General features: G+C 69.1%; 25 protein-coding genes and 1 pseudogene. 17 read left to right on the top strand and 9 right to left on the bottom strand.

The window, feature by feature from the left end:
• The first annotated feature begins 104 nt into the window (after positions 1 to 104).
• The 6 genes from O7595_RS14895 (at position 105) to O7595_RS14870 (ending at position 4,918) form a co-directional block, all read left to right on the top strand.
• A complete protein-coding gene (locus O7595_RS14895; RefSeq protein WP_269729173.1) occupies positions 105 to 542 on the top strand; it encodes an ATP-binding protein in 438 nt (145 codons plus the stop codon).
• Positions 543 to 631: 89 nt separating this feature from the next.
• A complete protein-coding gene (locus O7595_RS14890; RefSeq protein WP_269729172.1) occupies positions 632 to 1,360 on the top strand; it encodes a GntR family transcriptional regulator in 729 nt (242 codons plus the stop codon).
• 126 nt (positions 1,361 to 1,486) lie between these two features.
• The gene (locus O7595_RS14885; RefSeq protein WP_109295668.1) at positions 1,487 to 1,837 is read left to right on the top strand and encodes an SCO3933 family regulatory protein; all 351 of its coding nucleotides are present in this window, start codon (positions 1,487 to 1,489) and stop codon (positions 1,835 to 1,837) included.
• A 5-nt stretch (positions 1,838 to 1,842) separates the two neighbouring features.
• Positions 1,843 to 3,216: an FtsK/SpoIIIE domain-containing protein gene (locus O7595_RS14880; RefSeq protein WP_269729171.1), complete on the top strand. Its 1,374-nt coding sequence runs from the start codon at positions 1,843 to 1,845 to the stop codon at positions 3,214 to 3,216.
• Between the two features lie 80 nt (positions 3,217 to 3,296).
• The gene (locus O7595_RS14875; protein ID WP_443071624.1) at positions 3,297 to 4,025 is read left to right on the top strand and encodes a DUF2637 domain-containing protein; all 729 of its coding nucleotides are present in this window, start codon (positions 3,297 to 3,299) and stop codon (positions 4,023 to 4,025) included.
• 50 nt (positions 4,026 to 4,075) lie between these two features.
• Positions 4,076 to 4,918 (top strand): PE-PGRS family protein, encoded by an 843-nt coding sequence (locus tag O7595_RS14870; RefSeq protein ID WP_269729170.1) that lies wholly within the window; start codon positions 4,076 to 4,078, stop codon positions 4,916 to 4,918.
• On the opposite strand, the gene O7595_RS14865 is transcribed toward O7595_RS14870, so the two are convergent.
• From O7595_RS14865 to O7595_RS14850, 4 genes are all read right to left on the bottom strand, one after another.
• The gene (locus tag O7595_RS14865; protein WP_269729169.1) at positions 4,848 to 6,497 is read right to left on the bottom strand and encodes a PE-PGRS family protein; all 1,650 of its coding nucleotides are present in this window, start codon (positions 6,495 to 6,497) and stop codon (positions 4,848 to 4,850) included. The two genes, O7595_RS14870 and O7595_RS14865, sit on opposite strands and share 71 nt — an antisense overlap.
• A 466-nt stretch (positions 6,498 to 6,963) precedes the next feature.
• Positions 6,964 to 7,116 carry a hypothetical protein gene (locus O7595_RS14860; RefSeq protein WP_269729168.1) on the bottom strand — a complete coding sequence of 51 codons (153 nt, stop codon included), beginning with the start codon at positions 7,114 to 7,116 and terminating at the stop codon, positions 6,964 to 6,966.
• 282 nt (positions 7,117 to 7,398) lie between these two features.
• On the bottom strand, positions 7,399 to 7,746 hold the full coding sequence (locus O7595_RS14855) for a hypothetical protein (RefSeq protein WP_269729167.1): 348 nt from the start codon (positions 7,744 to 7,746) through the stop codon (positions 7,399 to 7,401).
• Positions 7,743 to 11,273: an ALF repeat-containing protein gene (locus O7595_RS14850; protein WP_269729166.1), complete on the bottom strand. Its 3,531-nt coding sequence runs from the start codon at positions 11,271 to 11,273 to the stop codon at positions 7,743 to 7,745. Before O7595_RS14850 ends, O7595_RS14855 begins: the two co-directional genes overlap by 4 nt.
• Before the next feature lie 342 nt (positions 11,274 to 11,615).
• On the opposite strand from O7595_RS14850, the gene O7595_RS14845 reads away from it, so the two are divergent.
• Both O7595_RS14845 and O7595_RS14840 read left to right on the top strand, forming a co-directional pair.
• Positions 11,616 to 12,122 (top strand): hypothetical protein, encoded by a 507-nt coding sequence (locus tag O7595_RS14845; RefSeq protein WP_269729165.1) that lies wholly within the window; start codon positions 11,616 to 11,618, stop codon positions 12,120 to 12,122.
• 88 nt (positions 12,123 to 12,210) lie between these two features.
• A complete protein-coding gene (locus O7595_RS14840) occupies positions 12,211 to 14,355 on the top strand; it encodes an FG-GAP-like repeat-containing protein (RefSeq protein WP_269729164.1) in 2,145 nt (714 codons plus the stop codon).
• A 119-nt stretch (positions 14,356 to 14,474) separates the two neighbouring features.
• Here O7595_RS14840 and O7595_RS33845 read toward each other — a convergent pair whose 3' ends face one another.
• The 3 genes and pseudogenes from O7595_RS33845 to O7595_RS14830 form a co-directional block, all read right to left on the bottom strand.
• A complete protein-coding gene (locus O7595_RS33845; protein ID WP_443071623.1) occupies positions 14,475 to 14,681 on the bottom strand; it encodes a helicase associated domain-containing protein in 207 nt (68 codons plus the stop codon).
• Between the two features lie 39 nt (positions 14,682 to 14,720).
• Entirely contained in the window at positions 14,721 to 14,924 is a 204-nt protein-coding gene (locus O7595_RS33840; protein ID WP_443071879.1) for a hypothetical protein, read from the bottom strand.
• A 178-nt stretch (positions 14,925 to 15,102) separates the two neighbouring features.
• Positions 15,103 to 15,354, bottom strand: a pseudogene (locus tag O7595_RS14830) (IS3 family transposase); the annotation flags it as partial.
• 40 nt (positions 15,355 to 15,394) lie between these two features.
• On the opposite strand from O7595_RS14830, the gene O7595_RS14825 reads away from it, so the two are divergent.
• On the top strand, positions 15,395 to 16,261 hold the full coding sequence (locus tag O7595_RS14825; protein ID WP_443071622.1) for an IS630 family transposase: 867 nt from the start codon (positions 15,395 to 15,397) through the stop codon (positions 16,259 to 16,261).
• On the opposite strand, the gene O7595_RS14820 is transcribed toward O7595_RS14825, so the two are convergent.
• Both O7595_RS14820 and O7595_RS14815 read right to left on the bottom strand, forming a co-directional pair.
• Positions 16,219 to 17,466 carry an XRE family transcriptional regulator gene (locus tag O7595_RS14820; RefSeq protein WP_269729163.1) on the bottom strand — a complete coding sequence of 416 codons (1,248 nt, stop codon included), beginning with the start codon at positions 17,464 to 17,466 and terminating at the stop codon, positions 16,219 to 16,221. The genes O7595_RS14825 and O7595_RS14820 overlap by 43 nt on opposite strands.
• A 158-nt stretch (positions 17,467 to 17,624) precedes the next feature.
• Positions 17,625 to 17,960 carry a winged helix-turn-helix domain-containing protein gene (locus O7595_RS14815; protein ID WP_269729162.1) on the bottom strand — a complete coding sequence of 112 codons (336 nt, stop codon included), beginning with the start codon at positions 17,958 to 17,960 and terminating at the stop codon, positions 17,625 to 17,627.
• A gap of 465 nt (positions 17,961 to 18,425) precedes the next feature.
• Between O7595_RS14815 and O7595_RS14810 the strand changes: the two genes are divergently transcribed.
• The 8 genes from O7595_RS14810 (at position 18,426) to O7595_RS14775 (ending at position 25,362) form a co-directional block, all read left to right on the top strand.
• A complete protein-coding gene (locus O7595_RS14810; protein WP_269729161.1) occupies positions 18,426 to 18,683 on the top strand; it encodes a DUF6284 family protein in 258 nt (85 codons plus the stop codon).
• Positions 18,680 to 19,789, top strand: coding sequence for a hypothetical protein (locus tag O7595_RS14805; RefSeq protein WP_269729160.1), 1,110 nt, complete (start codon positions 18,680 to 18,682; stop codon positions 19,787 to 19,789). Before O7595_RS14810 ends, O7595_RS14805 begins: the two co-directional genes overlap by 4 nt.
• Positions 19,786 to 20,121: an RRQRL motif-containing zinc-binding protein gene (locus O7595_RS14800; protein WP_269729159.1), complete on the top strand. Its 336-nt coding sequence runs from the start codon at positions 19,786 to 19,788 to the stop codon at positions 20,119 to 20,121. The genes O7595_RS14805 and O7595_RS14800 overlap by 4 nt, the downstream gene beginning before the upstream one ends.
• A gap of 108 nt (positions 20,122 to 20,229) precedes the next feature.
• The gene (locus O7595_RS14795; protein ID WP_269729158.1) at positions 20,230 to 21,801 is read left to right on the top strand and encodes a hypothetical protein; all 1,572 of its coding nucleotides are present in this window, start codon (positions 20,230 to 20,232) and stop codon (positions 21,799 to 21,801) included.
• A gap of 1 nt (position 21,802) precedes the next feature.
• Entirely contained in the window at positions 21,803 to 23,911 is a 2,109-nt protein-coding gene (locus O7595_RS14790; protein WP_269729157.1) for an FtsK/SpoIIIE domain-containing protein, read from the top strand.
• 212 nt (positions 23,912 to 24,123) lie between these two features.
• A complete protein-coding gene (locus O7595_RS14785; protein WP_269729156.1) occupies positions 24,124 to 24,315 on the top strand; it encodes a hypothetical protein in 192 nt (63 codons plus the stop codon).
• A 21-nt stretch (positions 24,316 to 24,336) separates the two neighbouring features.
• Positions 24,337 to 24,840 carry a hypothetical protein gene (locus O7595_RS14780; protein WP_269729155.1) on the top strand — a complete coding sequence of 168 codons (504 nt, stop codon included), beginning with the start codon at positions 24,337 to 24,339 and terminating at the stop codon, positions 24,838 to 24,840.
• A 12-nt stretch (positions 24,841 to 24,852) separates the two neighbouring features.
• Positions 24,853 to 25,362: a hypothetical protein gene (locus O7595_RS14775; protein ID WP_269729154.1), complete on the top strand. Its 510-nt coding sequence runs from the start codon at positions 24,853 to 24,855 to the stop codon at positions 25,360 to 25,362.
• Positions 25,363 to 25,414 lie beyond the last annotated feature (52 nt).

Below are 25,414 nucleotides of genomic sequence, written 5' to 3'. Positions count from 1 at the left end.
GCTCCCGGACGGTGCTGGCGCTCTCCACGGCCAATGACCGCGACCGTGCCATGTCGAAGCGGCGCTGCCTCGACTGCGACGGCAGCGGCAAGGAGTGAGCACGCATGGCCTACACGATCGACCGCTACCCCTGTCAGGGCTCGCCGCGGCTCGGCGCGATGACCCTGCATCCGGAACCCGAGTCGGTGCCTCGCGCCCGACGCTGGTTCCGGAAGTTCATCGCTCCGTACAACCCGGCCTGCTCCGTCGACGACTGCACTCTGATGATCTCGGAGTTGGTGACCAACGCCATCCTCTACGGGCAGGCGGACGACCCCTGGCTGGTGCGGGTCGAGTGGTACCGCGAGGGAACCGCGCTCCGCGTTGACGTGCACAACCCGGGCTTCCCCGTGAACGTGCGGGTGCGGCACCCCGAAGCGAACGACGCTCATGGACGGGGACTGCTCCTGGTCGACTCCATCGCCGACTCCTGGCGCTCCGGTCCCAGTCGGCACGGCGGCACGGTCGTCTCCTTCGTGGTCGCCGATGCCTGGCCGGCGTGACGGGACGGTCCACCCCTTCTACTCCCGGTGTGAAAGTGTCGCTAGGCTGGTTGACCAGTTGACTTGGCCAATCTCGACAGGCGGCGCTCGTGACCTATGAAGTGGAGCCACCGAAGTACGTGCGCCTCGCGCAGACGCTTCAGCGTCGCATCGAAGACGGCACGTACGCGCCCGGCACCCGAGTGCCCAGCGAAAACCAGCTGGTGCAGACGTTCGGCATGTCCCGCCCGACCGTCGTCCGGGCCCTGGAGCTCCTGAAGCGGGACGGCTGGCTGGAGTCCCGGCAGGGATACGGGACGACCGTCCGGGGTCGCCCGGAAGTCGTCGAGCAGAAGGACCGGCGGGGGCGTGGGGCGCTTGAGCGCGACGAGTCTCACGCCGCGGGCCGCCTGATCGAAGTCGGGCGTGTGCCTGTTCCGTCGCGAGTCGCCTCGGCGCTCGGCCTGCCGAAGAGGACCGAAGTACTCCTGCGTCGCTTCCTGGTCGAAGAGGACGGCGAGGCGGTGGAGCTGGTCTCGTCGTACTTCCCCGCCGGCCTGGCGGAAGGCACTGAGCTGGGGTCCGGCGAACCCCTGAGCGGGAGTGCGCGCGAACACCTCGAAGCTCGGAAGAAGATCCGCTTCGATCATGTCGTCGAGCGCGTGTCTGCTCGGTTGCCTGATGCGGGCGAGGCAGCCGTACTTGACCTGCCGGACGGTGTTCCCGTGCTGAGCGTTCTGGTTGTGGCGCGCGACGCATCGGGCCGTTCGTTGCAGGTCTCCGAGCTGCTGCTGCCGGCTGACCGGCAGGAACTCGAAGACACGTACCGCCTGAACTGACCCCGGTCGGGAGCGAGTTGCCAGTGATAGCGACTTGACAAGTCAACCTGTCATCTCTAACTTCGGACTTGCTAAGTCAACTTGTCAGGTAGGCAAGTTGATCGACTCTCAGAAGGAGCAATCCCTGTGCGTGTGATCCGTGTTGACGCCTCGGCCGCCACCATCCTGCTCACCGAAGCTCCGGCGCCGAAGGTGCGCGACCGGCAGACCGGTGAGATCGCCAAGGACGCGGTGTCCGGCGAGGTGCTGATGACCGTCGGCGTCGTCTACATCGACGAGGGCGAGTCGTCGCTGATCCAGGTAGCGGTCCCGGAGAGCGGCGTGACCGAGGGCCTGACCGTCGGCGCCCCGGTGTCTCTTCCGGGCCTGGTGGCTCGGCCGTGGCAGAGCGTGTTCAACGGCCAGGAGCGCCACGGCATCGCGTATCGGGCGACCGCCGTCGCCCCGGGCGCCTTCCCCATGGCGGAAGCGGGCTGATCGCCGTGACGGACCTGGTGACGTGGGCCGAGCTGGGCGGTTCGCTCGCTGCGATAGGCGGCGCCGCCTACGCCCGGCACGCATACCCGGCGGCGTACTGGTCCACGGTCGGGCTGCCGCTCGCGGCGGCCCGGCTTCTGGCCTCGTACTCCTCGACCATGGACGCCTGCGGCCTGACCGTCGAGCCGTCCCGGTGGCGGGCGCTGGCCGTTCGAGCTGCCACCCGGCGTGAGATTCGGCCGGTGCCTCCGCGTCGGGGCGTCATCCGGCCCACGACGACCGGACTGCGTATGCGGCTGCGGTTGGCTCCCGGCCAGGAGCCGGCGGACGTGGCGGCCTCCGCGGAACGCCTCCGGCACGCCTGGGGCGTCCACGCCGTCCATGTGCGGGACGTCAAGTCAGGGGTCGTCGAACTGCGGCTCGTCGGCTTCGACGTACTGCGCAAGGTACGGATGCCCCGTCGGCTCGACGGCGGTCCGCTGCAGATCCCGGTGGCGTTACGGGAGGACGCGACTGCGTTCATACGCGACTACCGGACCGTGCCGCATGAGCTGGTCCTGGGCGCCACGCTCTCGGGTAAGTCCATGTACCTGCGGAACCTGCTGACCGGTCTCGCTGCCCAGCCGGTGGTCCTGGTCGGGATCGACTGCAAGCGAGGGGTCGAACTGGCTCCCTTCGCGCCCAGGCTCTCCGCTCTGGCGACCGACCCGGACCAAGCGGCCGAACTGCTTCCCGCACTGGTGAAGGAGATGGAAGACCGGTACGACCTGATCAAGGCCCGGCAGGGCATCGCACCCGGCACGCCCGAGGAGCTGATCACCTCGGACATCTGGGGCCTGCCGGAAGGCGAACGCCCCGCTCCGATCGTGCTGTTCATCGACGAAGTGGCGGAACTCTTCCTTGTCGCCACCAGAAAGGAGGAGGAACGGCGGGACGAGATGGTCACCCAGCTCATCCGGCTCGCCCAACTCGGCCGAGCCGCCGGGATCTACCTCGAAGTCTGCGGGCAGCGCTTCGGCGCCGAGCTGGGCAAGGGCGCGACCATGCTCCGCGCCCAGCTCACCGGCCGCGTCTGCCACCGCGTGAACGACGAAGCCTCGGCGAAGATGGCGCTAGGCGACATCGCCCCGGAAGCCGTCCTCGCGGCGTGCGCCATCGCCCCCGAACTGCCCGGCCTCGCCGTCGTCGGCGACACCTCCGGCGGCTGGTCCCGCATCCGCACCCCCTACCTCTCGCTCGCCGACGCCGCGGCCATCTGCCGCGCTACGGCTGACCTCGCCCCCGACGTACCGGCGCTCGATCCCTTCCGCCCGTACGTAGCGCCGATGCCGGTCGAGGCGTCCGGGCCCGTGGCCACCGCTCGCCCGGTCACCGAATAGGCGCACCCGCCCACGGCCGGCACGGCCAATCCGTGCCACCTCCCAACCCCTCCATGCCCTAAACCGGAAGGAGCTGCCCCGTGCGTGCCCTGCCCGTCCGTATCGACGCCGTACTCGTCCAGGCACTGATCGCCGCCGCGCTGTCCTTCGCCCACCTGCACGATCTGGCGCTGGCTGCCGGGCAGGACGGCTGGAAGGCCTGGGCCTACCCGGTCTCCGTCGACCTGCTGTTGGTCGCGGCCTGGCGGCGGCTCCGCTCCGGCGGGGCGAAAGCGGCCGGATGGTGCTGGTTCCTCGTCGCACTGACCGCCTCGCTCGGCGCCAACGTGGCCACGGCCGGACTGCTCGATTTGGACGACGTACCGGACTGGCTGCGGATCCTCGTCGCCGGCTGGCCCGCAGTCGCCTTCCTGGGCGGGACGCTCCTCGCTCACGGAGCAACCGCAGATGCCCGCTCGGAGGAGCACGAGTCGGCTCCGGCGCCGGACGCGGCCGAAGAACCGACCCCGGTGGCCGAGTTGCCCGCTTCGGAGCCGAAACCGGCTCCGCCCTCTGCGCCCCCGGTGCCACCGGCGCTCGTCAACCTCGCGCGCCGACGAGCACCGCGCCCGGACCGGAACACCCATCGACACCTCGACCCTTCGCGCCCGGCTCGGCGTCCCGCTGCCCCTGGCCGAAGCCATCTCGACCCACCTGACCTGACCCGGAGGACATCCCCTCGTGCGCCCGTCCACGCTCCGCGCGCTCAAACGCGCCGCCGAGCTGACGCGGGACAGGTTCAGTCTGGCGCAGTCATTTCTTCGAGTTGATTGCGGCGAATGCCGCGTCATGGCGCCAACTGACCTGACTCAATGGACACATGGAGATGGGTGAGCACTGGGCATACCGTGCCAGGCCGAAGGAGCTGGGCGGCGCGGTTCGCCGGGTGGAGATCGTTCGAGTGGGCGGCTCCGGCAGGTCCGGTTGGATCCATGTGCGGTTCCTCGACGGCGACGACGCGGGCCTGCAGGAGTGGGTCAATCCGAACTCTCTCGTAACACTGTGGGCGGACGTCGACGTGTTCCGCGCGGACGACGCGGGAGAGTTGGCACTGGCCGAGGCGTCACGCCAGGTGCGGGGAAGCACAGAGTTCGAGGCCGCGCGCATGATCCTCGGGTTCGTCCGGCCGAAGAACAGGCTGCGTCTGCGCAGGGGCGTTGCGGACGCAGGAGTCCTGGAGCTGGGCCGCCTTGACGACGCGGCACCGGTCATCGGCATGGACACCGCTGAACTACGTGCCGACCCGATGGTCTACGAGAAGAGCGACGGCTCGTGCTTGGCCGGATGGCCGGTTACCGAACGCGTCGCCCGTCAGGTGGCCGGCCGCCTCGCTGAAGAGATCCTCCCTGAGGTGGATCGCAAGCAGCAGGACATCGAGCAGGAGCGCACCCAGTCCTCCTGGTACTCCTACGGCCGCCGGGACGATCGCAAGTTGGACGCGGATGGAGCCGTCCTACGGACCGTCCGGGCGTGGTGCGGCGAAGATAAGGCAGACCGCTACGACGAGTTGGTTGCCCTGCGCGCCGAGGTCATCCGGCTCGGGGAGCTGGTCGAGAAGGCGGTCAAGGCCCTACGCGACCGAGGCCACGGCGTCATCGCCTCCACCATTGAGCGCGACCTTGGCGTCCATATCTCCAGCCTTGATCCTGATGTGCGTCGATGACACCTCGCCACGGGTCTGGCTCCGGCTTGGGCGGCGCGGGCTGCGCCGGCGGCTTCTCCTTCTCCGGCCGGTGCGGGTGCCAGCCGTCGAGAAACGGTCGCAGCTGATCTCCTGTCGGCTCCGCATGGAAATTGAGCGAGGCCAGGCCCCTGCCGTTCATGGTGGGGTCGAGCCGGTCGGCCTCCGCCTTTCCCCAAGCCGACCACTCTCGCAGTCTCTCGGCTTCGAGGGCATCCTGCGACGCGACGGCGGCTTCATCCAGAGCGGCGCAGAAAGCCCTGATCTCCCCTGCGGCACGCCACCGCTCAAGGCCCGTGCCGAAGTGCTCGGCCCGTGCCGCGTGAACGGCCTTGATCGAAGCGACACTGACGGCGGCCTCCCACTCCCGCCGTTCGCGTTCCTCCCGCTCCGCTTCCAGCCGCCGGCGCTCTGCCTCCTGCCGCTCTCGTTCCTCTCGCAGACGCTGCTGCTCCGCCTCATGTTCCAGCCGAGCCCGCTCCTGCTCCTCCGCGCGCGCCTTCAACACCCGGAAGACTGAGCCGATCTGCTCCTCCAAGGGCTTCTTGGCGGTGTCGGCCCACTCCTTCTTCCAGCCGTAGCTGTGGCCGTAGCCGTAGCCCGAGTGCTGGCCAACCATCAGCTCCAGCTCGCCGGACGGCTCGAACTTGTGCGCCGGGGTGACCCGCTGCCAGTCGTACGTACGTCGGCCGGGCTGCTTGGGCACGTACCGGACCTGTTTCTGCCGCTCGCGGAAGCTGATCTCGTACGTTCTGCCGTGGACGGTGAGCAGCGGCCTGGGCTGCTTGCGCTTCTTGGATACCGCGATCTCGCCGTACCGTGCGAGAGCCTGTTCGGCGAGGAGCCGGAGCAGCGTGAGCACTCTCGGCAGGACCTCCTCGGAGATCTCGAAGGCGCTGTGGTCCGCGGTGACTGCGGCGAGCACGTCCTCGACGTCGGTGATCACACGGCTGCGTGCCAGGCGGATCCGGTTCCACTCGGTGTCGTCCTCACCGGTCACCCGGAGCAGGCCGAGGAAGAAGTCCCCCTTCGCCCGCCCGCTGTACTTCAGGTGGTATCCCTCCGGGGCGCGCTGCCGTGCCGCGTCGAAGGCTCTGCGATACCGAGCCCGTTCCGCGTCGCTGGGGTCCGGGATCCGAAGGAATCGTCCGGCTTCCTGCACTTGTGCGATCAGTGCCGCCCCGACTTCCGCTGGTGACGGGTGTGGGGGTTTCACGGCACGCTGCGGGGCTGGCTTGGTCTCGGGTGGGGGAGCGGCGTCCTGCCGAGGGCGAGGTGCAGCCGGCGCCTTGGCTCCATATGCCGCCGAACGAGGTCTGCGTGGAGCTGGCTCGGGGCGGTCGGGATGATGCCCGTGTTCCAGGTAGAAGCGTCCCGCGTCGGTGATCTCCGCCTGCCACTTCCCCTTCTTCTTGGGCATTGTGATCAGGCCCCGGTCCTTGAGCGCGCGGGCCGTGGTCGCGAGCTCGGGGTTGTCCGACGTGACGGGGTCGGTTCCGTCCCCACCGATGCGGGTGAGGAGCGCGAGCTGCCGGTCATTTAATGGAGACCATGGGTGCATGGCGATCGTCGTACCGTCCGTGGGTTCCCCGGCACAAGCCGTGGGGAAGGGCTCTCCCGGGGTGCACCCGGCGCACAGCGCGCTCGAAGGCGGAACGCCCCTCGCCGGGAGCCGCCGGGAGCCGGATCCCGAAGATCACACCCAGTTGGCTCCCAAATGGCTCCCAAAACGGGGCCGCACAGCAAATCAGGCCCGGCACTGATCTCTCAGTACCGGGCCTGACCTGGTGTTTCTCTGTCGGGGTGGCGGGATTTGAACCCACGACCTCTTCGTCCCGAATCAGGTCCTGGAAGATCGCTCACCTGTGTTGCATGTCAAATGTGTAGATCAGAGCGTTGGGCCGCGTCGGTCTCCGTTGGCCCCTCAGGGGCCCAATCGCAAGATCATCTCCAGGAATTCTCCAAGGAGCGTGAGCCGGAGTCTCGGAGGCTATTATAGCGTGCGCGGGAACTCAGATGGCGCTGAACTAGCAGATGTCGATGAAGTCGACCGGGTCCTGGTGTTGTCGCATCTCGTCCGCTACGCGACGCAGTGCGTCATTCTTCGGAACATTCCAAGGGATGACTCCATCGCCATCCTTCGGGCTCATGTCTCCGACTTTGACCCCCTGGTCGATCATGTCGCTGATCAGATTCAGGGTGGTTTGTTGAATCTCGCTCTCGCTACTGCGCTTGCCTGCGATCTTCTCCGCTGCGTCGCGAAGCGGGGAAAAAATAGACCGGCGCCATGTGAGCGTATCGGATCAGATAGTCGAGTTCTTCTTTGTGCAGGTCGCTGTCAGGCACTGCTGGCCTTCCTAATGCTTCGCATGGTATCGCTTGAGGCCAAGCCGCCTGGAATCTTCAATGACGTGTTGCGGTTGCCTGTCGCCCACGCGACAGGCAACCAGATCGGTCCCTAGCTAGAGCATGTAAGGAATTTCACGGTCGGCATCGATCCTGAGATCGAAATAGCCAACCTTCCAGCTGGGGCCCAATTCCTGAGCCAGTTTTCGCGCCAACCTCTCTCCACTCTCGGCGAAATTGGCCTCGGCTTCCGGGGAAGGGAATCCGGACGAAGCCGGATCATCCAGGCAAAGAATTCTGTCAAATTCTTGAGCCCACTCGCTTAGCCGTTCAGCCAGAATGGGTGTTAGCCCCAATTGAGGATCCGTCGGCGACACATTGTCGTTTTCGCGTGTGAGCCAGAGGGGATGGCATCCGTAGTCCGCCATAACCCGGATATCGCTCGACTCTGTCTCTTTGCTCACGATCCCGAACCCCTCATGTTCGCGCCCACGATGAACCCATTACTGCCGGTGGTTACAGCCACCTTATGATTCTTTCCATTGTAAACCACCTCATAGATCGGCCGACCCGTGCCGCTTCCTTGATGGCCGACGATCTTTCCTTCGCTGACGGCCTTGACAACGAAGGACGGGATCTCGTCATCGGAGATGCCGGCTCTGGTGAACTCATCGCCGTGTTTCATTACGTGCCGGAGGCCAGCCTTCGAGTTCCCCATTTCAAGGAATACGATGCGGCCATCAGCAGTCCGCGCGGTAGCGATCACTTCTGCTCTGTTGAACTTGATGCCGTTTGCTGCCATTTCGTCCAGATGCTTGGCGTCGGCGATGGCGCCGGGGAAGGTCCGGAGTCGTGATGCCTGTGCCGCATCCTCGACCGTTTCCAATGCGTTCTTTAGGCCCTTGGCTTTGCCGACGGGAAGGAAGGCCATGGCGAACATGGCGCATTTGCTGAGGCCGGGGTCCTTGAAGCAGTCCTTGGCGTCGTTGAGGCCGGTGGCGCTCCAGACGATCTCCTTGAGAACGGGATCGATCGGAGGGGTTTCGAGGGGCTGTCCGGCGAGTGCGCAGAGGGGGAGGGTGTCTCTGGTGGGGTGGAGATAGCAGGGTGGCTTGCTCTCTGCTTCGCGTTGCTGCTTGCGTGCTTCTTCCGCCGCGCGGCGCGCTGCAGCCTCTTCGGCCTCGCGCTTCTTGACTACGTCCGCCCAGGCCTGCTTCGCGAGGCTCTTTGCTTCCTCGGCGCTCTTGCCTGCGGCCAACGCGGATTCGCGTGCGTCGGTCGCCGCCTCATCGGCCATGACTGCAGAGGAGCGTGCGTAGCGGGCGGAGAATTCTGCCTGGGCGGCGGATTCCTCGGCGGCGATTGCGTCTTGTTCGGCCCTGTTGGCGGCGTTGCGGGCGGTGGTGGCGGACTGCTTGGCTTGGGCGGCGCTGGTTTCGGCGCTGTCGGCGGCCTTGTCGGCGTCGGCGGCGTACCCGCTAGCGCGGGTGGCTTGGTTTTGTGCTTCGGCGGCGGCTGCTTGTGCTTCGCCGGAGGCTTGCCTGGCGTCGGCTGCGGCTTTGGCGGCGAGCCATCGGTTCTCCTGGGCCTTGGCCGCGATGTACTGGCCTTCGGCGATGAGGCGCTGGACCTGGGCGATGTGGGTGTCGGCCAGGTTGTCCTTGCGTTCGGCCATGTACTGGCCGTTCTCGACGAACTGGTGCAGTTGGTCGGCCGGTCCGGTCAGGGCGATCGTGGCGGCGGCCTTCACCTCCGGGCCGCCGGTGTTGACCAGCTGGCTGGCGGCTACTCGTTCGTCGGCGTTGCGCGCGGTGTACTGGCCGCTGTTGATGAAGGCGAGCAGTGCCTGGGCGCTGCCGTCGGCGAGGGCAGCCTCGGCCTTCTCCTTGATTCCCGTTTCGCCGGTGTTGTGGATCTGCGAGACGAGCACGCGGTAGTCGGCGAGTCCGGCCTGGTACTGGCCGGTGCTGTAGAAGTCGGCGATTTGCTGATCGGTGCCCGCGAGTGCCTGGGTGGCTGCGGTGCGGACGGAGGCGTAGGGGCTGTTGGATGCGACGTCGGCGACCTGCTGGCGAGTCTCGTCCTGCTGGGCCTGCTGCCATCCGGTACGCAGGTACTCCAGCACGTCCTCGTCACTGCCGGACAGGGCCCGGACGGCGGCTTCCTGGCGCCAGGAGCCGAAGTGCTTCAGCGCACGCAGCGCCACCTTGCGGCCCTTGGCGGCAATGGCCGTAACGTCGGCACCGGGCTGAGCGGCCTCGGCGGCCAGTGCGCGGGTGTCGTCCTCGATCGCCTGGCCCTCCACCACGGTGCCGGAGACCTCGGTGGTGAAGGTCTCTGCGATGGACTTTCGGGACTTGGCGTGTTCGATGCCTGCAGCGGTGCGGGTGGCGAGTTCTTCCGCCTCGGTCTCCCGGGCGATGTCGAAGGTCTCCTGCGCGGTCTCCACGGCATCGCTCGCTGCCTCGGCGGCGACCTTCGCAGCGTTGGCCTGCTTGGTGGCCTCCGCGGCCTGGTCGGCGGCCTCCCCGGCGTGTGCGGCGGCTTCCTCGGCGGCGGCGGCCGCGTTGTTGGCGTGCGCGGCTGCCGAGTTCGCGGCGTCGCGCGCCTCCAGGGCAGCGGTGGCGGACTTGCGGGCCAGGGTCTCCGCAGCCGTGGCGGCCCGGTTGGCCTCGTTGGCGTGCCGGCGGGTCTCCGCCGCGGCGGCCCGGGCCTCGGCCGAGGACGCCCCGGCGGCATCCGCATGGCCGGCGGCCTCGTCGGCGGCGTCGGCGGCGAGGTTCGCGTTACCGCTCGCGCTCCTGGACGCGGCGGCCGCGGTAGCGGCGGCCAGGGAGGCAGCGCTGGCCTGCTGGGCGGCGATGCCGGACTGGGTAGCCAGGTTCGCTGCCGTGCGGGCGGCCTTGGCCTGGGCGGTCGCGTTGGCGGCCTGGTCCTTGTCCTTGCCCGCGGCGATGGCTGCGTTGTAGGCGCGGTTGGCGGCATCCGCGGCGGCCGCGGCCGCGTTCGCGGTCTGGGCTGCGGCCAGTGCGGCGATCCTCGCGGAGCGGTTGGCGGCATTGGCCGCGCCGATGGCCGTCTGCGCCGCATCGGCTGCGGCCCGGGCGGCGGCGGCGGCCTGCTTGGACTTGACGGCGGCGCGCGTGGCGTCGTCCTTGGCCGCCGCGGTTTCCGACGCTGCCTTGGCCGCGGCCTGCTTGGCAAGCTCGGCGGCCGCAATCGCCCGCGCGGACGCTTCCTGGGCGGACTTGGTCGCGTCCTCGGCCAGCTTGCCGGACTGCTTGGCCTGCTCGGTCAGTTGGGCGATGGTGGCGTGTTCCTGGTCACGGTTGCGGGCCACGAACTGGCCCACCTCGAGGAACTCGACGATGTCGTCGTAGGTGCCCTGCAGCGCGAGCTTGCCCGCCGCCTTCACATTGGGCCCGCCGGTGTTGATGATCTTCGAGAGCTGGACGCGGTCGTCCGCCTCACGCGCGGTGAACTGGCCCGACTTCAGAAACTTCTCGACCTCCCCGGGCGTGCCGTTCAGAGCCGCCTTGCCGGCGTCCTGCACCCCGATGCCGCCCAGGTTGACGACCCGCGAGACCTCGACCCGCTGGTCCTGCTGGTGCGGCGCCTTCCAGCCGTCCTTCAGAAACGCCTGCAGCGCCTCCGGCTTACCGGACTGGAGGGCAGTCTTGGCCGCCTCACGTACCGCCGGGCCACCCGCATTGAGAACACGGCTGGCATCCACACGGTCATCGGCAAGCTGCAGGGCGCCCTTGCCCTCGAGGAACTCCTGGACGTCCTCATCGGTGCCAAGAAGCGCCCGTTCGGCAGCCTCCTTGACACCCACACCGCCGTATATCCAGGAGTCGACTGCCAGTTCCCGATGCGACAAGACCGGCACGCCGGCCTCGTCGCCCTCGGCGGCAAACGCGGGCGCTGTTCCCAGCAACCCCGTTAGCATTGCGGCGGACAGCACCGTGGCGCATGTGCTGCGCGCGGCCACGGCCCTCGTGCGCTCTCTGAGTCGGTCTCTGCGCTTCCGCCCCGCCCATATGGAGCGTGAGAAGTGTTTCACCTGGCTTTTCCTCCATGCCGAACACACCCGGCACATCGCCGCCAACATCCATGCAAGGCGGATATGTCCGCTTCGAAGAGAACGCAGCGAAGCCTGGGTGGCTGCCAAAGCAAACGCGCGGGAACACCCAACCCACATACACGGGTCCGCCGCTTCCTTGCCCCCTGGTGGGCGGCGAGTTGGGGGCGCGTTCACAGGAACATTACATGTGCTTTACTTCAGCGGATCGGAGGGGGCTCCGATCTGTTCATCTTCACTGTGAGGGAAGCCATGGCGATTTCGCGTGCCCGCAAGGCACTCCTGTTCGGCACTGCTGGTGCCGTAGCCGCATGCCTGGGAACGGCGGGCCTGACCACTGCCCAGGCGGCGCCGCAGACCGCGGCCACCGCGGCAGTTGCCACGGAGATGCCGTCGGCGGTCGAAGACTTCAACTACCCGGGGGCCGACAAGATCCTCCAGGAGCGCGGCATCACCCTGAAGCGCGGCGACGGGCACATCACACTGGTCCAGTGCTCGCAGGCGTGGAACATCAAGATCGAGTCCCGCCTCGACAACGCGGGCTACTGCTTCAACGCCACCGCGAAGACCGGCTACCTCACGCTGGAGCTGCCCGACGCCTACGGCGTGTGGACCGAGGACCACCCCGTCGAGGCCACCCTCACAGCCGAGGGCGAGGAGACCGTCGTCGACGTGCCGGCCAACGAGTACCAGCCCGTCGGCGAGGCAGGCGACATCGGACTGCGCTCCGTCCTCGTCGAACTGCGCGTCACCGGCTGACCCCGGCCCTGCTCGCACCATCACCTTTTGCGCCCAGCAGCCGTGAACCGGCCTGCGCACCACTGAACACCCAGGGAAAAAAATCAACGTGTCCAACATTCGCCCGCGCGCCACGCTGACGAGCACCCTGCTCGCCGCAGCCGTCGTCTCCAGTGTCCTCACCGGCACCGGCGCCCAGGCCGTCACCGGCACCCCCGCCGCCGACAACGTCTACGCGTTCACCGCGAAGATCGAGATCGGTGACGAAGACAGCAGGCGCGCCTGCACCGGCGCACTCGTCGACGCCCGCTGGGTCCTGACCGCCGCCTCGTGCTTCACCACCAGTGACACTGAGCTCGCGCCCGGCAAGCCCGCCGAGAAGACCATCGCCACCATCGGCCGCAGCGACCTGTCCGCCACCACCGGCGGCCACGTCAGCGAGATCGTCGACCTCGTGCCCCGCGCCGGCCGCGACCTGGTCATGGCCCGCCTCGCGACTCCGGCAACCGGCATCACCCCTGTCGCCATGGCCACCACCCCGGCCGCCGGCGCAGACACCCTGACGGTCGCCGGATACGGCCGCACCAAGACTGAATGGGCACCCCTCAAGCTCCACACGGGCTCGTTCACCGTCAATACAGTCAGCGACACGGACGTGAATGTCGCGGGCAAGACCGCGAGCGACGTCATCTGCATGGGCGACACCGGAGCCCCGCTCCTGCGCAACAACAACGGGAAGCCCGAGCTCGTCGCCGTCAGCAGCCACTCGTGGCAGGGCGGATGCTTCGGCCAGGACGCGGCCGAGACCCGCACCGACGCCATCGCCGCGCGTGCGGACAACATCAAGCTCGGCTCGACCCTGACCGCCGGCCAGCAGCTGCTGCCCGGTGACAGCCTCGTCTCCGCCAGCGCCCGCCTTACCATGCAGACCGACGGTGACCTGGTCATCGCGTCCAACGCCGGCAAGACCCTGTGGTCCACCGCCACCGCGGGCAACCCGGGTGCCACCGCCCGCTTCGACGCCAGCGGCAACCTGATCGTCCGCAGCGCCGCCGACACGACGACTCTCTGGGAGTCCAAGACGGCCGCCGCCGGCGGCCAGGCAGTCCTGACCGACCGCGGCAACCTGGTCGTCTACAACACCCAGAACCAGTCTCTGTGGTCCAGCAACACCGTCGTCCGCAACGACATCAACGGCGACGGCCGCAGCGACATCGGCGCCTGGTACGACTTCACCGCCGGCTCGGACGCCACCTACACCTTCTTCGGCAAGGGCGACAACGGCACACTCAGCGCACCGTACAAGTCCTACGCCGCCCCCGTGGGCGAGTGGGATGCGAGGTACATGAAGTTCGTCTCCGGCGACTTCAACGGCGACGGCCGCAGCGACATGGCCATGCTGCGCGGCTACAGCGACGCCAGCGTAAAGGCCTTCGTCGCCCTCGGCAAGACCGACGGCGGTTTCGCCACCCCCGTCCAGGCCTGGAGCTCCCCCGCAGGCGGTCCGTTCCACTACAGCTACATGACCCCGCAGGCCGGTGACTTCGACGGCGACGGCCGCGACGACATGGCCGTCTGGTACGCCGGAGCCGACGGCACCACCAAGCTGCACACCTTCACCACCAAGACCAACGGCACCTTCAACGCCCCCGTCGCCTCCTGGTCCGCACCCGCCGGCACCTGGCTGCGCAGCAGCACGAAGTTCGTCACCGGCGACTTCAACGGCGACGGCCGCGAAGAGCTGGGCGTGTACTACGACCAGGGCGGCAACGGGATGAAGACCTACGTCTTCACCACCCAGCCGGGCGGTACCTTCGCCAGCCCCACGACGTGGTGGAACACCGCCGCCCTCAAGTGGGATCAGGCCATCCCGCAGGCCGGCGACTTCAACGGCGACGGCCACGACGACACCCTGATCTGGTACGACTACGCCGACGGCAGCGACAAGACCAGCACCATGCTGTTCGAGAAGGTCGACGGCCAGAACAAGTTCGGCTCCGCCACGCTCACCCTCAACAGCGCCGGCGGCCTGGACGTCAAGCGCCTGCAGATGACGACCGGCGACTACAACGGCGACGGCCGCGACGACCTCGCCATCATGAACCACCAGACGGACGACGTCGTGAAAATGTGGACCTGGACCGCCCGGCCCGACGCCCTCTTCAACGGTGGCCAGGCCGGCTGGGCGTCCAACCCCGGCGCCTGGGTCTACGCCTCCACCAAGCTCGTCAACACCTACCACACCGGCAACTAGCCATTTTTCAGTGTGGGGTGCCCAGCCGATCAACGCGGCCGGACACCCCACACTCGCGGCCAGGCCTGGACGAGGCCGGACAGACCCCTGGCCCGGCGCCGCTGCTCGTTCGTACGGGGCTATGTCCAGCGCATGTCGATGGCGGACAGCAGCCCCACCCGCTCCGGCGTCAGCGTCGCCGCCCGGCTGCGCTGATTCCCGATCCAGGCCCCCAGCTTGTGCTCCCGCTTCTCCTGGTCCTCGCCGACGATCCGCTCGACGTGCTTCCTCGGGACCTGAAGGTGCCTCTCACGCTCGTAGAACTGCTTGGCCGCCTCATAGTTCATGGCCCATCTGTCGGCCTGCGTGCGGCGCGGCGGCGGCTTCTAGGCCTCGGCTGCGGGCTCGATCCCGAGGACCTGCTCGCACATCCACTGCTGCACCGCCGTGAGCTTGTTCCAGCCGAGGCGCTGCGCCCGCACCCACCGTCCGAGGTCCTCGCCCCGGTGTACGACGATGCCCGGCTCGGTGGGCAGTTCACCGCCGACCTCCTCCAGGTGCTGCCTCGTGAGTGGAAGGCCCGCTGCCATTCGACTGGCCAGGCCGGGCACCAGGACGGGTCGATCTCCTCCAGCTGCTCCCGCCGCTCCGGCGACAGCGCGCCGGACCAGGACTCCGCCGGCAGCCCTTCGGCCTGGCGCTGTTCGAGTTCTGCGCGCGGGTCACCATCTGCGCCAGCAATACCGCCGCATCCACCGATTGGGCCTTCGCCGCGGACGGGTTCGCGATCGTGGTGCGGTGCCTGCGACGCAGCCGCACGCCCGCCAAGCCCATGGTCCGCATCACGCGCGCGATCCGCTTGTGATTGACGCGCCAGCCGTCCTCGCGGAGCTCGGCGGTGATCCTCGGGACTCCGTAGGTGCCGTCCGACTCACGGTGCACGGCTCGTATCCGGGCGGCGAGCCGGGCGTCGGCCGCCTGCCGGGCGGCCCGGTCCGCGGCCGTACGACGCCAGTAGTATTGATCAGAAACGGTTTGGGTTCTGGGTCGTTGGGTGGGTGTGAGCGATCTGGTGGGGGACGCGCGGCATCTGTCGCCGTCGGCGCAGGAGGCCCTGCGGCTGCGGGCGGTGGCCGCTCTGATGGCGGGGCGGGACCGCGAGGACGTGGCGGCGGTGTTCGGGGTGTCGCTGAAGGCGGTCGACGGCTGGTGGGCGAAGTGGCAGGCCGGTGGTCGGGAGGCCCTGGTCATGCGTCCTCGGGGTAAGCCGGTCGGTGTGCACCAGGTGCTCGGGGAGGCCGAGCAGGCCGCGGTGCGGCAGGCGGTCCTGGACCACCGGCCCTGTGACGTGGGGCTTTCCGGTCAGCTGTGGACACGGCGGCTGGTGGGCGAGCTGATCGCGAAGCTGTACCGGGTGCGGCTGACCGAGGTGGGGGTGGGCAAGTACCTGAAGCGGTGGGGGCTGTCCTTCCAGCGCCCGGACAAGCGGGCCGTCGAGCAGGACCCCGAGGCCGTCCGGCGCTGGCATGAAGAGACCTGGCCGAAGATCCGCGTGCAGGCGAAGAAAGACGGCGGCGAGATCCTCTTCGCCGACCAGGTCGGCATCCGATCCGACCAGGTCACCGGCCGCACCTGGGGTGAGAAGGGGAAGACGCCCGTCGTGCGGCGGAGCGGGAACCGGTTCTCCGTGAACGCGATGTCGGCGATCAGCACCAAGGGCCGGATGCACTTCATGGTCTTCACCGAGTCCTTCACCGCCGAAGTGATGTGCCGCTTCCTGGACCGGCTCGCCGGCCACTTCGACCACAAGGCCCTGCCGTGCCGACTGGCGGCCTGTGTTCTTGAGGCTCGGTGCGGCAGTCCCCTGCCGCACCGAGCAGATCCTCACCGGGGCATGAATCCGGGCTTCTGCTCGGCGAGCGAGTGAAGCCGCGCGAGGTAGTCCTGTGCGCCTGGTTCGGAGCTGTAGCGGCGCCTCATCTCGGCAGCGAGTTCGCGGCTGGTCATGATGAGCGACGGCACCGACTGACGGTCGCCTTCGAGAGCCCGCTCACCCATGATGAGTGCCTGCTCCAAGTCGCCCTCACGTGCCGCCGCGACGCCCAGCGTGACGCGGGCTTCGGCGTTGCGCATCGGCGAGCGCTCGGTGCCGTCGAAGTCGGTTCCCGCCCTCAGCACCTCTTCGGCGAGCGTTCGCGCGAGTTTGTCCTCACCGACCAGGCGATAGCAGTCCATCGCGTAGAAGTCGAACTTGGCAGGGTCCACCACGAAGTGGTTGTCCAGGTTGTCGGGGTGTGGCATCCCTTCGAGTATTCGCCGCCCCTTGTCCAAGGCCACCTCGACCTGCCGGCGGTCTCCGAGCCGTGCCCAAGCCTTGGCTTCCTGGGCAGCGAGCTGAACGGCCACGCCGTGATGTGCCGCCGTCTCAGCTCCGGCTTGCGCTGCCGCGATGACTCCGCGGTAGTCGCCGGTCGTGAGGGCGAACCATGCCCGCATCTCGTGCGCCCACCCGGCGACTTCCGCATGGTCAGCTTCGGTCGCGAGCGAGAGCGCAGCGCGTCGTGTCGACTCGGCGGCGTGGCGGTCGCCCGTGTCGTACTCGACACAGCCGACCAGAAGCGCGAGCCAACCGGACAGTGCGAGAACCTCGCGGTGCTGCGCGAGCGTGAGGCTCTTCGTGTGAAGCTCGACGACACGGCGAAGCCACTGCCGTCCCTCGATGAGGAGCTGCTCGCTCGGCATGAATGGGTACTCCGAGGCGAGCCGGTCCGCCGTGATCCGCAGGGCATCAAGCGTGGCGTTGTCGACGTCGGACCGGTTGAGACGGCTCACGATCTCCAGCGTCTCCATGCCGGACGCTGCCATGATCTCCCTATCCCCGTCGCGCCGTGAGGGCGCCGGAAAGAGCGCGTGAGTCACGGTGCCGAAGAGAGCCGCAATGATCGGTTGGTAGAAGTCGTTAGGCGTCTGGCCTGACTCCCAGCGCTTCCATTGGCGAATCATGCTGTCCTCTGCTGGGAGCTCCGTGGGAGCGTGCGCCCGCAACGCCCGAACCGCGTCGCGTTGCGACCAGTCGCGTGCTGTCCGCTCGGCAGCGATGCGCCGCGCCCATGCGGGCCGGTCGTCGGTCATACGCCCTCCTCCGAGTGCCTAGTCCGAGTCTCCCCCGTGGCCCGGGGGGACAGGGAAGGGGACAGCGGGGTGTCACTGGACATGTCCCCACCTCCGTCTCTCCGTCCCCCTGGTGTCACTTACACATCAACTCCCGTTCCCCGCATGCTGGTTGCAGATCACGCACCACTCGGGGCGGAGCGCTCTTCGAGCACTGCGACCCGTTCAGCCAACGCCTGAATCTGGGAGCGGATTTCCTTGATGTCGTCGCGCACGTTGCTGGTGGGGGCCGACCCGTCGCCGACGAAGTTGCCGAGGTTCCCGGCCGAGACGATCAACCCCTCGGCGCGGAGTGCGGCCAAGCCGTTCTGGATGGTCTGGCTCGCAAACCCGAACCGGTCCATCAGCTCTCGCTGCGACGGGAGTCTGTCCCCCGGCTTCATCTTCTTGATGTCGTCGCGGAGTGCGTCCGCCACCTGCGTCGCTTTTGACTTGGGTCCACCAGTGACAGTCATGCTCTGAGCGTACCCACCACAGCGAACTAGAGCGCATCACCGCGCAAGCTTGTGCAGCACAGCAAACTAGTGCAGGCTAGTCAATGAACGGCCTCCCGATTTCCTGGGTTGGCAAGCGCTTGACCTGCATGAACGGCTTGGGATTGCCCGTATGACTGCCCTCTGTGGCGGTCGGAAGGCGGCTTCGGTCGCACGCCGCGGGCCCCACGCTGGTCGTTTCTTGAGAACTCAACAGTGCGACGAGGTGGCCGCCTCCTCCGAAAAGGCGGCCGGCGCGGGGAGAGCGCCGCGCGATTTTCGACCTCTCCGCGGCCGGTCTGCCGCGGCCGGTTGCCTCCGCTGCTCGTCTCGTACGAGCAGCGCTGAGGGGAGCCGGATCTACCGACTTCAACGGCGTGCGGCCCCGGTGTTCGAGCACCGGGGCCGCTGTTTGGGCCGTTGCCTACTGCTAGGGAGACACGACCCATGAAGCTCATCGTTGCTGTTCAGGAGCCCGTTACCGATGGCCTCCCCGACGCGGAACCGTCCTGGCGGGACCTTCACGCGATCGATCTGGAGCGTCCGCTCATCAATGCGGAGATGGACCTGCTGGACGTCCAGATCAGCCTGCTGGACCGGCCGACGTCGGAGCTGGACCAGCGCCGTCTGCGCCGGGCCGCGAACAAGGTCCTGGCCGCCCGTCGCACAGTCGCCAACCGGCTCGGGACGGGGGAAGCCGCATGACCGGCACCGCAGTCACGGCGTCGCCGCGCAAGCTCACCCGCGGCCAGGCGCTCGTGCTGACCGCGGCGTTCGTGCCGATGGCCGCGACCGGCGGGTTCGGTGCGATCGGCACGTTCTCCAACATCAGCCACATGTACGGCAAGGGCACCGCGGCCGGTGCCGTAGCGGCCGGTGAGGGCGCAACCGCAGTCCTCGCGCTGGTCCTGCTCGGTCTGACGATGCTGGGCCAGGCATCCCCGTGGCCGGTGCGCGCCGGTCTGTGGGCGCTGCCGGCGGCCGCGTCGGCGATGTCCGCGATGGCTGCCCCGGATGCGGGCCGCGTGGTCATCTACGCGCTGACTCCGATGGGCATGTCCGTGTCCGCGGAGGGCGCCGCGTTCCTCGCGCGTCGCATCGTCGTGCACCGCGATGGCCGCGACCCGGAGGCCGAGCGCAAGACGGCTGAGCTGGTGCAGGCCCTCGCCTATCACCGGGCCCGTGCCGCCAACCACCCCGACGCCAAGGTGCAGGCGCAGTCGGAGCGGGAGTCGTGGAAGCTCGCGGAGAAGGTCGGCGTGGGTGACGTCACGCTCGGGGCGCGACTGGTGAACGTGCAGCGCGAGCGCGTGACCGAGGGGGCGGATGCCGCCCTGGCCGCCATGTTCGGCACACCCGTGACGGCGACCGTCACGCCGCTGGAATCCGCTCCCGCGACGGCACCTGCCCTACCGCCCTCGGACACCGCCGGGGGCGTGGACGGCACGCAGGTCAACGCCCTGCCTTCCGGTCCGGCGGGTGGGTGTGACGACGGGCGTGACGCCAGCGTGACGCCGGACTCCGAACCGCTCGCCGAGGGCACCGGGGAGTCACGGGATGAGGAGGTTCATCTCCCGGCCGTGACGCTCGCGGATGTGGCGATGGTCGCGGGTGTGACGGTCCCCGAGCCGGGGGCCACGCTCTCGGATGAGCAGCTGGTCGTGGTGCTGCGGTTCCTGCGTCACTCGCAGAACCCGCCGCTGTCGTATCGGCAGGCCGCGATGGAGTTCCGTGGGCAGGGCTTCAAGGGCGCTGAGGACCGGGTGCGTGAGGCGTGGACCACGCTCATGGCCGCCGAGAGCACGTCGTGACCCTGCCCGTCTACCGCTGGCGGCTGGCCCCCGAGGGCTATGCGACCTACCGGCAACTGCGCGCCCTCGGGCTCCGGCCCGGCGGGCAGGACGTCGCCGCGCAGCTCGAACGGCCGCGGCGACGGCGCGGCCCGCTGGTCGCCTACCTGTACCGCATCGATGCTGCGAAGCCGGTGCGGCCGATGACGCCGGGCCGGTTGGCGGCTCTGGCCAAGGCCAACGCCGCGCGCCGTATCTGTCCGGAGTGCCGGCGCGACGTCGGCTACGTCGTTCCGTCCTCGCTGGGCATGTGCGGCGCCTGTGCCGGCCCCGAGGAACAGAGCGCCGCCTGACACCTGTCTCTGAACAGCGCATTCCCCACATAAGCGCAGGACCCGAACGTATCCCTTGGACCGGTGCGTTCGGGTCCTGCTTCTCACTCCGGAAGGAGTGCTCTCAGCATGACCGACACCAGTACGGAAGCGGTAGTGGCCCCGGCCGCCACCGACACCCCGTCTGCCCCGTCTCCTGCACAGGCTGTGGGGAAGGCGGATGAGCAGAAGAACGGCCAGGTAGAGGACGCTCCGGGTGGTTGGCCGGTCGCCCCGCTGGCCCTGTCGGGGGCGAACGCGACGGTCTCCACGATCGCGGCGGCCGGTCTGGCCGGCGGGCCGATCGCCGCGGCGGTCGCCGCAACGGGCATCGTCGTGGTCGGCACCCTCGCCTCCTACCGCAGCCGCAACCCGCGTCCGAAGCAGGCCGCCCGCCGGGCGGCCGCGCGTACCGCAGCCCGCCAGCACGCCGCACGCCACCACTCCGGCGGCCTCAACACCACGGGTAGGAAGGCCAGTTCCGCCGGCGGCCGCACAGCTGGCGGATCGGGCAAGGTCCCCGGCCAGAAGCGGCGTGGGGCTGGTCAGGGCCGGTCCGGGGCGGGCCAGCACCGCGCTCCGGCCTCTGTGAACAAGCCCGCCGGCGTTGCGGCGCGTGCGCTGTCCAAGGCGGGGCAGGTCAGGGCGCTGCGGAAGGCGCAGAAGCAGGCCGGGGGCTCCCGGGCGCAGAAGCGGGAGCAGACGTCCGCGGCTAGGCGCGCGGTGGCCGACGCTCGCCGCAACACCCCGAAGCCCAGCGCGAACAAGCCCGGTGGCGGCAAGGCGCGGGCGGGGGCGGGTGGTGTGGCGGGCCGGATGCTCGGGGGTGCGGGCCGAAAGGCGCGTGCGGTGAAGCAGGCCGCGATTGCGAAGCAGCGGGCGCGCCGGGATGCGGCCACCGCGCGGAAGGTGTCCGCCGGGCGTTCGAACGTGCGTAAGGCGCCTGCTCGGCAGGCCGCTCGGAAGGCTCTGCGCCGTTCCGCGGCCCGGTTCCATGGGCGCCGCGCCTTGGCCGCGCTCCTCGCGCTCCCGGTCGGTCTCCTCGGGTTCCTGGCGAGCCCGTTGGGCCGGAGGTTGGGCCTGTCCTGGCTGGTCCACCCCGGCCGGCGCCTCTACCGGCGGCTGACCGGCGCGGCCCGCGAGGAGCGTGCCGAGCGCGATACGGCGATACGCGAGGAACAGGCCAGCGCGGAGGACGCGGCAGAGCAGGAAGCCGCCAAGGACGTCACGGACGGGCTCGGGGAGCGGGTGGAGCGCCCGGCCGGGCCTGTCCCGAACAGCACCGATCACACGTCATTGACCAGTGAAGGAGAGCACGTGTCCGGGTTCCAGTTCGAAGAGCACGCAGCCGAGATGGAGCAGGCCGCCCAGTCCTACGACCCCGAGGACGCCATGGAGATCCTGGCCATGGTCGAGAGCCTCCCCGCCGCGCTGACCAGCGTCGCGAACGTGATGAAGACCCTCGCGGAGCGCGCCGACTCCGAGTTCCCGCTGGAGAAGGAAGTCGCGGACGGGTTCAACGACATCTTTGGCGCCCTGATGTCCGCGGTCGCGGTCGCGGAGGACATGGGGCCGCTGTTCCGCCAGGCCCACGAGCAGGACATCGCCCGCCACGAGGACCCCCGCAACGGCCCGGAAGCCGAGAAGGGCTGGAACGTCTGACATGAAGGCCACCACTGCCGCGAAGAAGAGGAAGCAGGCGGACAGTGGCCCGGTGCTGGACTGGAGTGCCGGTCACGGACCCGTGACCGGCGCCTTGTCCGCGACCACCGGAGCCCTGGCCATCGCCACCACCGGCGCCGCCACCGGCATGCCCCCTATGTGGGCCATGGCTGTGGGAGGTGCCGGCGCCCTCGGTCACACCGTGGCCGGGCTGAAGGTCCGCAACGCGGGCCGCACCCTGGCGTTCAAGGCCGCATCGTGGCTGGTCGGTGCCGGGTGGACTACCTGGGCCATGGCCACCGGCCCCCTGTCCTGGGCCGCGCTCGGTTCGCTGGCCACGATCGGTGTCGGCATGGGTGCCGGCGCCCGCTCCGTCGCCCTCTACGAGGAAGCGCGCGAGGAGGAGGCCCTGGCCGCCGAGCGGCGCCAGATCGCGGAGGAGATGACTGCGGATCGGCGTCAGATCGCTGCCGAGTGGGTGGAGCGGATCCGCCGGATCTGCAACATCACCGTGCGCGTGCTGGCGGTGGAGATGTGGGAGACCGGCAACGGCTACTCCCTCGATCTCGAACCGCAGGGCGGCACCACCTACGACCGCATCGCCCAGCACGCCGCGGCCCTGTCCGCCGATGCGAAACTGCCGCACGGCTGCACCGCCGCGGTCGGCCCCGGCGCCCACCAGGGCCGGGCGATCGTGGACGTCACCACCCGCAACGTCCTCGCCGAACCACGCGAGTACCCCACGGATTACACGCCGCTGTCGATCCTGACCGGCATCCCCTGGGGTTTCCGCACCAACGGCGATGACGTACTCGCCTACCTGCGAGAACAGTGCGCACTGGTCGTCGGGCCGACAGGATCGGGCAAGACGAACATGCTCCACACGATCCTGGCCGGACTCGCCCGCGCCGAAGACGTCCTCACCTGGGTGATCGACCTGAACGCCGGATCCGCCGGCCTGCCCTGGGTACGCCCCGCCCTCGCAGGCGAGCTGAAGCAGGCGGACGGGAATCCGGTCCGGCCCGGCGTGGACTGGCTCGCCGGCACGTACGAGGAGGCGCTGAAGCTGCTGGACGCGGCGATCGCCATCGGCCTGCACCGCAAGCGCGCCTACCAGGAGCTGCTGGCCAAGCACGACACCGACCTGTTGCCGGTGAGCGCGAAGATTCCGCAGATCATGCTGGTCATCGACGAGGGCGCGGAGATCCTCGTCTCCACGGACCGGCGGATGAAGGAACTCGCCAAGCGGATCTTGGAGTTCATCCGCATGCACCGCTCCATGGGCGGCCGCACGATCATCACCGCGCTCGGGGCGACCGGCAGCGTGCTGGGCAACCTGATGATTCGCCGCGAGGCCAAAGTGAGGGTCGCGCTGACCGGTGGGGAGACCGAGGGCATGGACCTGTCCAAGATGTTCCCTGGCCGCCGGGGGCTGGGGGTGGATCAGGCGCCGTTCAAGGGCGCCGGGTTCATGGGCACCCCCGAATCCCCGGGCGCGTTGTTCAAGGCGTGGCGGATCAAGCCGAGCCAGATCCGCGACATCACCATCGCCACGTCCGACCGGCATCCGCGTCTGGACGCGGTGTCCGCGAATGCCGCCGGCCCCGACTATGCGCGGCGGTGGGACGCGGAGCGGACCGCGTGGATGCGCGACCTCACCCCGGACGGGACCGGCATCGAGCAGTCCCCGCCTGGGGATGGGCTGAGCCTGTCCGCCCACCGCACGGACCGGGCCGGGAAGGCGGGCGGGGACGATGACCTGCTGCGCCGGTTCCGTGAGGAGATCGACGCCCAGTTCGCCACTGCCCCCGACCCGGACGCGCCGCCGCCCGCATCCTCGGGGCTGAACCTGTCGGCGCTGCGCAAGGAGCCGGAGGACAGTCCCGCGCAGCGGGCCGCGCTCGCCGCGCTCCTCGCGGCCGGGCCGGACGGCACGGGGGCGTCAGCGATCGCCCGCGCGCTTGCGGACGAGTACGGCACGACCCGGCAGACGGTCGTGGGATGGCTCAAGGCGTGGGCCGACGACGGCACCGCGGTGAGGGTCGGGGAGGGCACCAAAGCCCGCTATGTCCACCGCGATCACACCCCCGGGCCGCCCTCGGGCGAGTAGCGCTTGTCGCTTGCCGCCCGCCCCACACGAACACCTGTCCTTGGGGTGTCGTGGGGGTCGGAAACGGCTTGTGACCTGCGAGGCGACAAGCGACAAGACAAGCAAGACGACAAGACAAGCGACAAGCCACACGACAAGTCAGACGACAAGCCATCGGCGGGCAGCACCCACCCCAGGGAGCTGCCCGCCGGCCGTTCCCGGGAGGCCCGCTCGTGATCGTCACCCTGTCCGCCGTCGCCCTCTTCGGGCTCCTCACCTTCGTCCTCATCCGCACCCGTCACGTCGGCCCCGCCGCCGCGCTCGCGGTGTTCCTCTTCGGGTTCTTCACCGCCGACACCGGAGCCTCCACCGCCATCCGCACCGCCATACAGGCCCTCCTCAACGCCGCATCCAACATCACCTGACCCCGACGGGAGGCACGTGCTGTGAGCGAGACCAACACCCCGGCCGACTGGTGGCCGCGCATGAGCGACGCCGAGGCCAACGCCGAAGCCCGCCGCATCATCAACGACATCTACCGCCCCACACCGCCCCCGGCGCCCACACCGACGTCCTACCGCGACACGACCGAGCCGCCGACGGTCGGGGACGCGGTGCCGGTCTGGCAGGACGAACGCCGGATCGTGCCCGCCTGGGCCGCCGGAACCGCGGTCGCCTCCATCGGCATCGGCGCCGGCACCACCGGCATCGGCTGCGGCGTCTGGCTCGTGCTGAAGGGATTCGCCTCCATGAGCGTCACCGGCGTCATCTGCATGGGCGTCCTCCTCACCGGCATCGCCTTCGCCGCACTCTCCATCGGCGCCGCGTTCTCCCGCGCCAAGCGCAGCATCTCCCACGCGGTCTACACCGGGCCGGTCACCAAGAACACCCACGTCACCACCCACACCCGGGGCACCTTCGCCCGCTCCCACACCCACCTGCACCACTAGCCAGGAGGCAGCATGACCGCCACCACCGTCGAACCCGCCCAGCTCACCCGCAAGGCAGCCGAAGCCATCCGCGAGTTCAACCACCGCACCCTCCCTCGTCCCGGGACACCGGGCCTGACGTACCCGGCAGAGGCCTACGACGCGATCGCGGCGCTGAAGGTCCTGGCTCAGCGGCTCCCGCAGGCCATCGAGCAGATCGGCACCGCGCTCGATGTCCTGACCACCCTCGGACACCTGGGATCCGCCGATGGCCAGGACCCGGCTCGGCACGTCGCCAACGTCCAGGACTTCCTGATCACGGCCATGGAACAGGCCCATGGTCTCGCCCAGTGCCTGGATCTCGCGCACAGCGCCGTCAGCCCGCTCACCTACAGCGGTCCCGAGAACGGGCCGGACGAGGAGCCGTGCGGTGAGGGCATGTGCCAGTGCTCCTGCATCGGCACCGGACACCCCTGCGGCTGCGACTGCCCCCACGACGACGACTGCGACTGCGACTCCTGCGACGCCCGCGACCAGTACTAGCTACGCCAAGGGCGGCCCCATCTCACGCCAATGAAAGCGGGGCCGCCCTTGC

The sequence above is a fragment of the Streptomyces sp. WMMC940 genome (assembly GCF_027460265.1).
Classification (GTDB): Bacteria; Actinomycetota; Actinomycetes; order Streptomycetales; family Streptomycetaceae; genus Streptomyces.
Note: the sequence above shows the minus strand (reverse complement) of the source record. Positions and strands in the feature narration are given on the sequence as shown.

Coding starts and splice junctions, on each gene's coding strand:
- O7595_RS14815 (WP_269729162.1), bottom strand. CDS start 17,960: ATGACTGTCACTGGTGGACCCAAGTCAAAAGCGACGCAGGTGGCGGAC.
- O7595_RS14795 (WP_269729158.1), top strand. CDS start 20,230: ATGACCGACACCAGTACGGAAGCGGTAGTGGCCCCGGCCGCCACCGAC.
- O7595_RS14895 (WP_269729173.1), top strand. CDS start 105: ATGGCCTACACGATCGACCGCTACCCCTGTCAGGGCTCGCCGCGGCTC.
- O7595_RS14845 (WP_269729165.1), top strand. CDS start 11,616: ATGGCGATTTCGCGTGCCCGCAAGGCACTCCTGTTCGGCACTGCTGGT.
- O7595_RS33845 (WP_443071623.1), bottom strand. CDS start 14,681: ATGAACTATGAGGCGGCCAAGCAGTTCTACGAGCGTGAGAGGCACCTT.
- O7595_RS14775 (WP_269729154.1), top strand. CDS start 24,853: ATGACCGCCACCACCGTCGAACCCGCCCAGCTCACCCGCAAGGCAGCC.
- O7595_RS14865 (WP_269729169.1), bottom strand. CDS start 6,497: ATGCACCCATGGTCTCCATTAAATGACCGGCAGCTCGCGCTCCTCACC.
- O7595_RS14870 (WP_269729170.1), top strand. CDS start 4,076: ATGGAGATGGGTGAGCACTGGGCATACCGTGCCAGGCCGAAGGAGCTG.
- O7595_RS14820 (WP_269729163.1), bottom strand. CDS start 17,466: ATGACCGACGACCGGCCCGCATGGGCGCGGCGCATCGCTGCCGAGCGG.
- O7595_RS33840 (WP_443071879.1), bottom strand. CDS start 14,924: ATGGCAGCGGGCCTTCCACTCACGAGGCAGCACCTGGAGGAGGTCGGC.
- O7595_RS14860 (WP_269729168.1), bottom strand. CDS start 7,116: ATGATCGACCAGGGGGTCAAAGTCGGAGACATGAGCCCGAAGGATGGC.
- O7595_RS14810 (WP_269729161.1), top strand. CDS start 18,426: ATGAAGCTCATCGTTGCTGTTCAGGAGCCCGTTACCGATGGCCTCCCC.
- O7595_RS14805 (WP_269729160.1), top strand. CDS start 18,680: ATGACCGGCACCGCAGTCACGGCGTCGCCGCGCAAGCTCACCCGCGGC.
- O7595_RS14790 (WP_269729157.1), top strand. CDS start 21,803: ATGAAGGCCACCACTGCCGCGAAGAAGAGGAAGCAGGCGGACAGTGGC.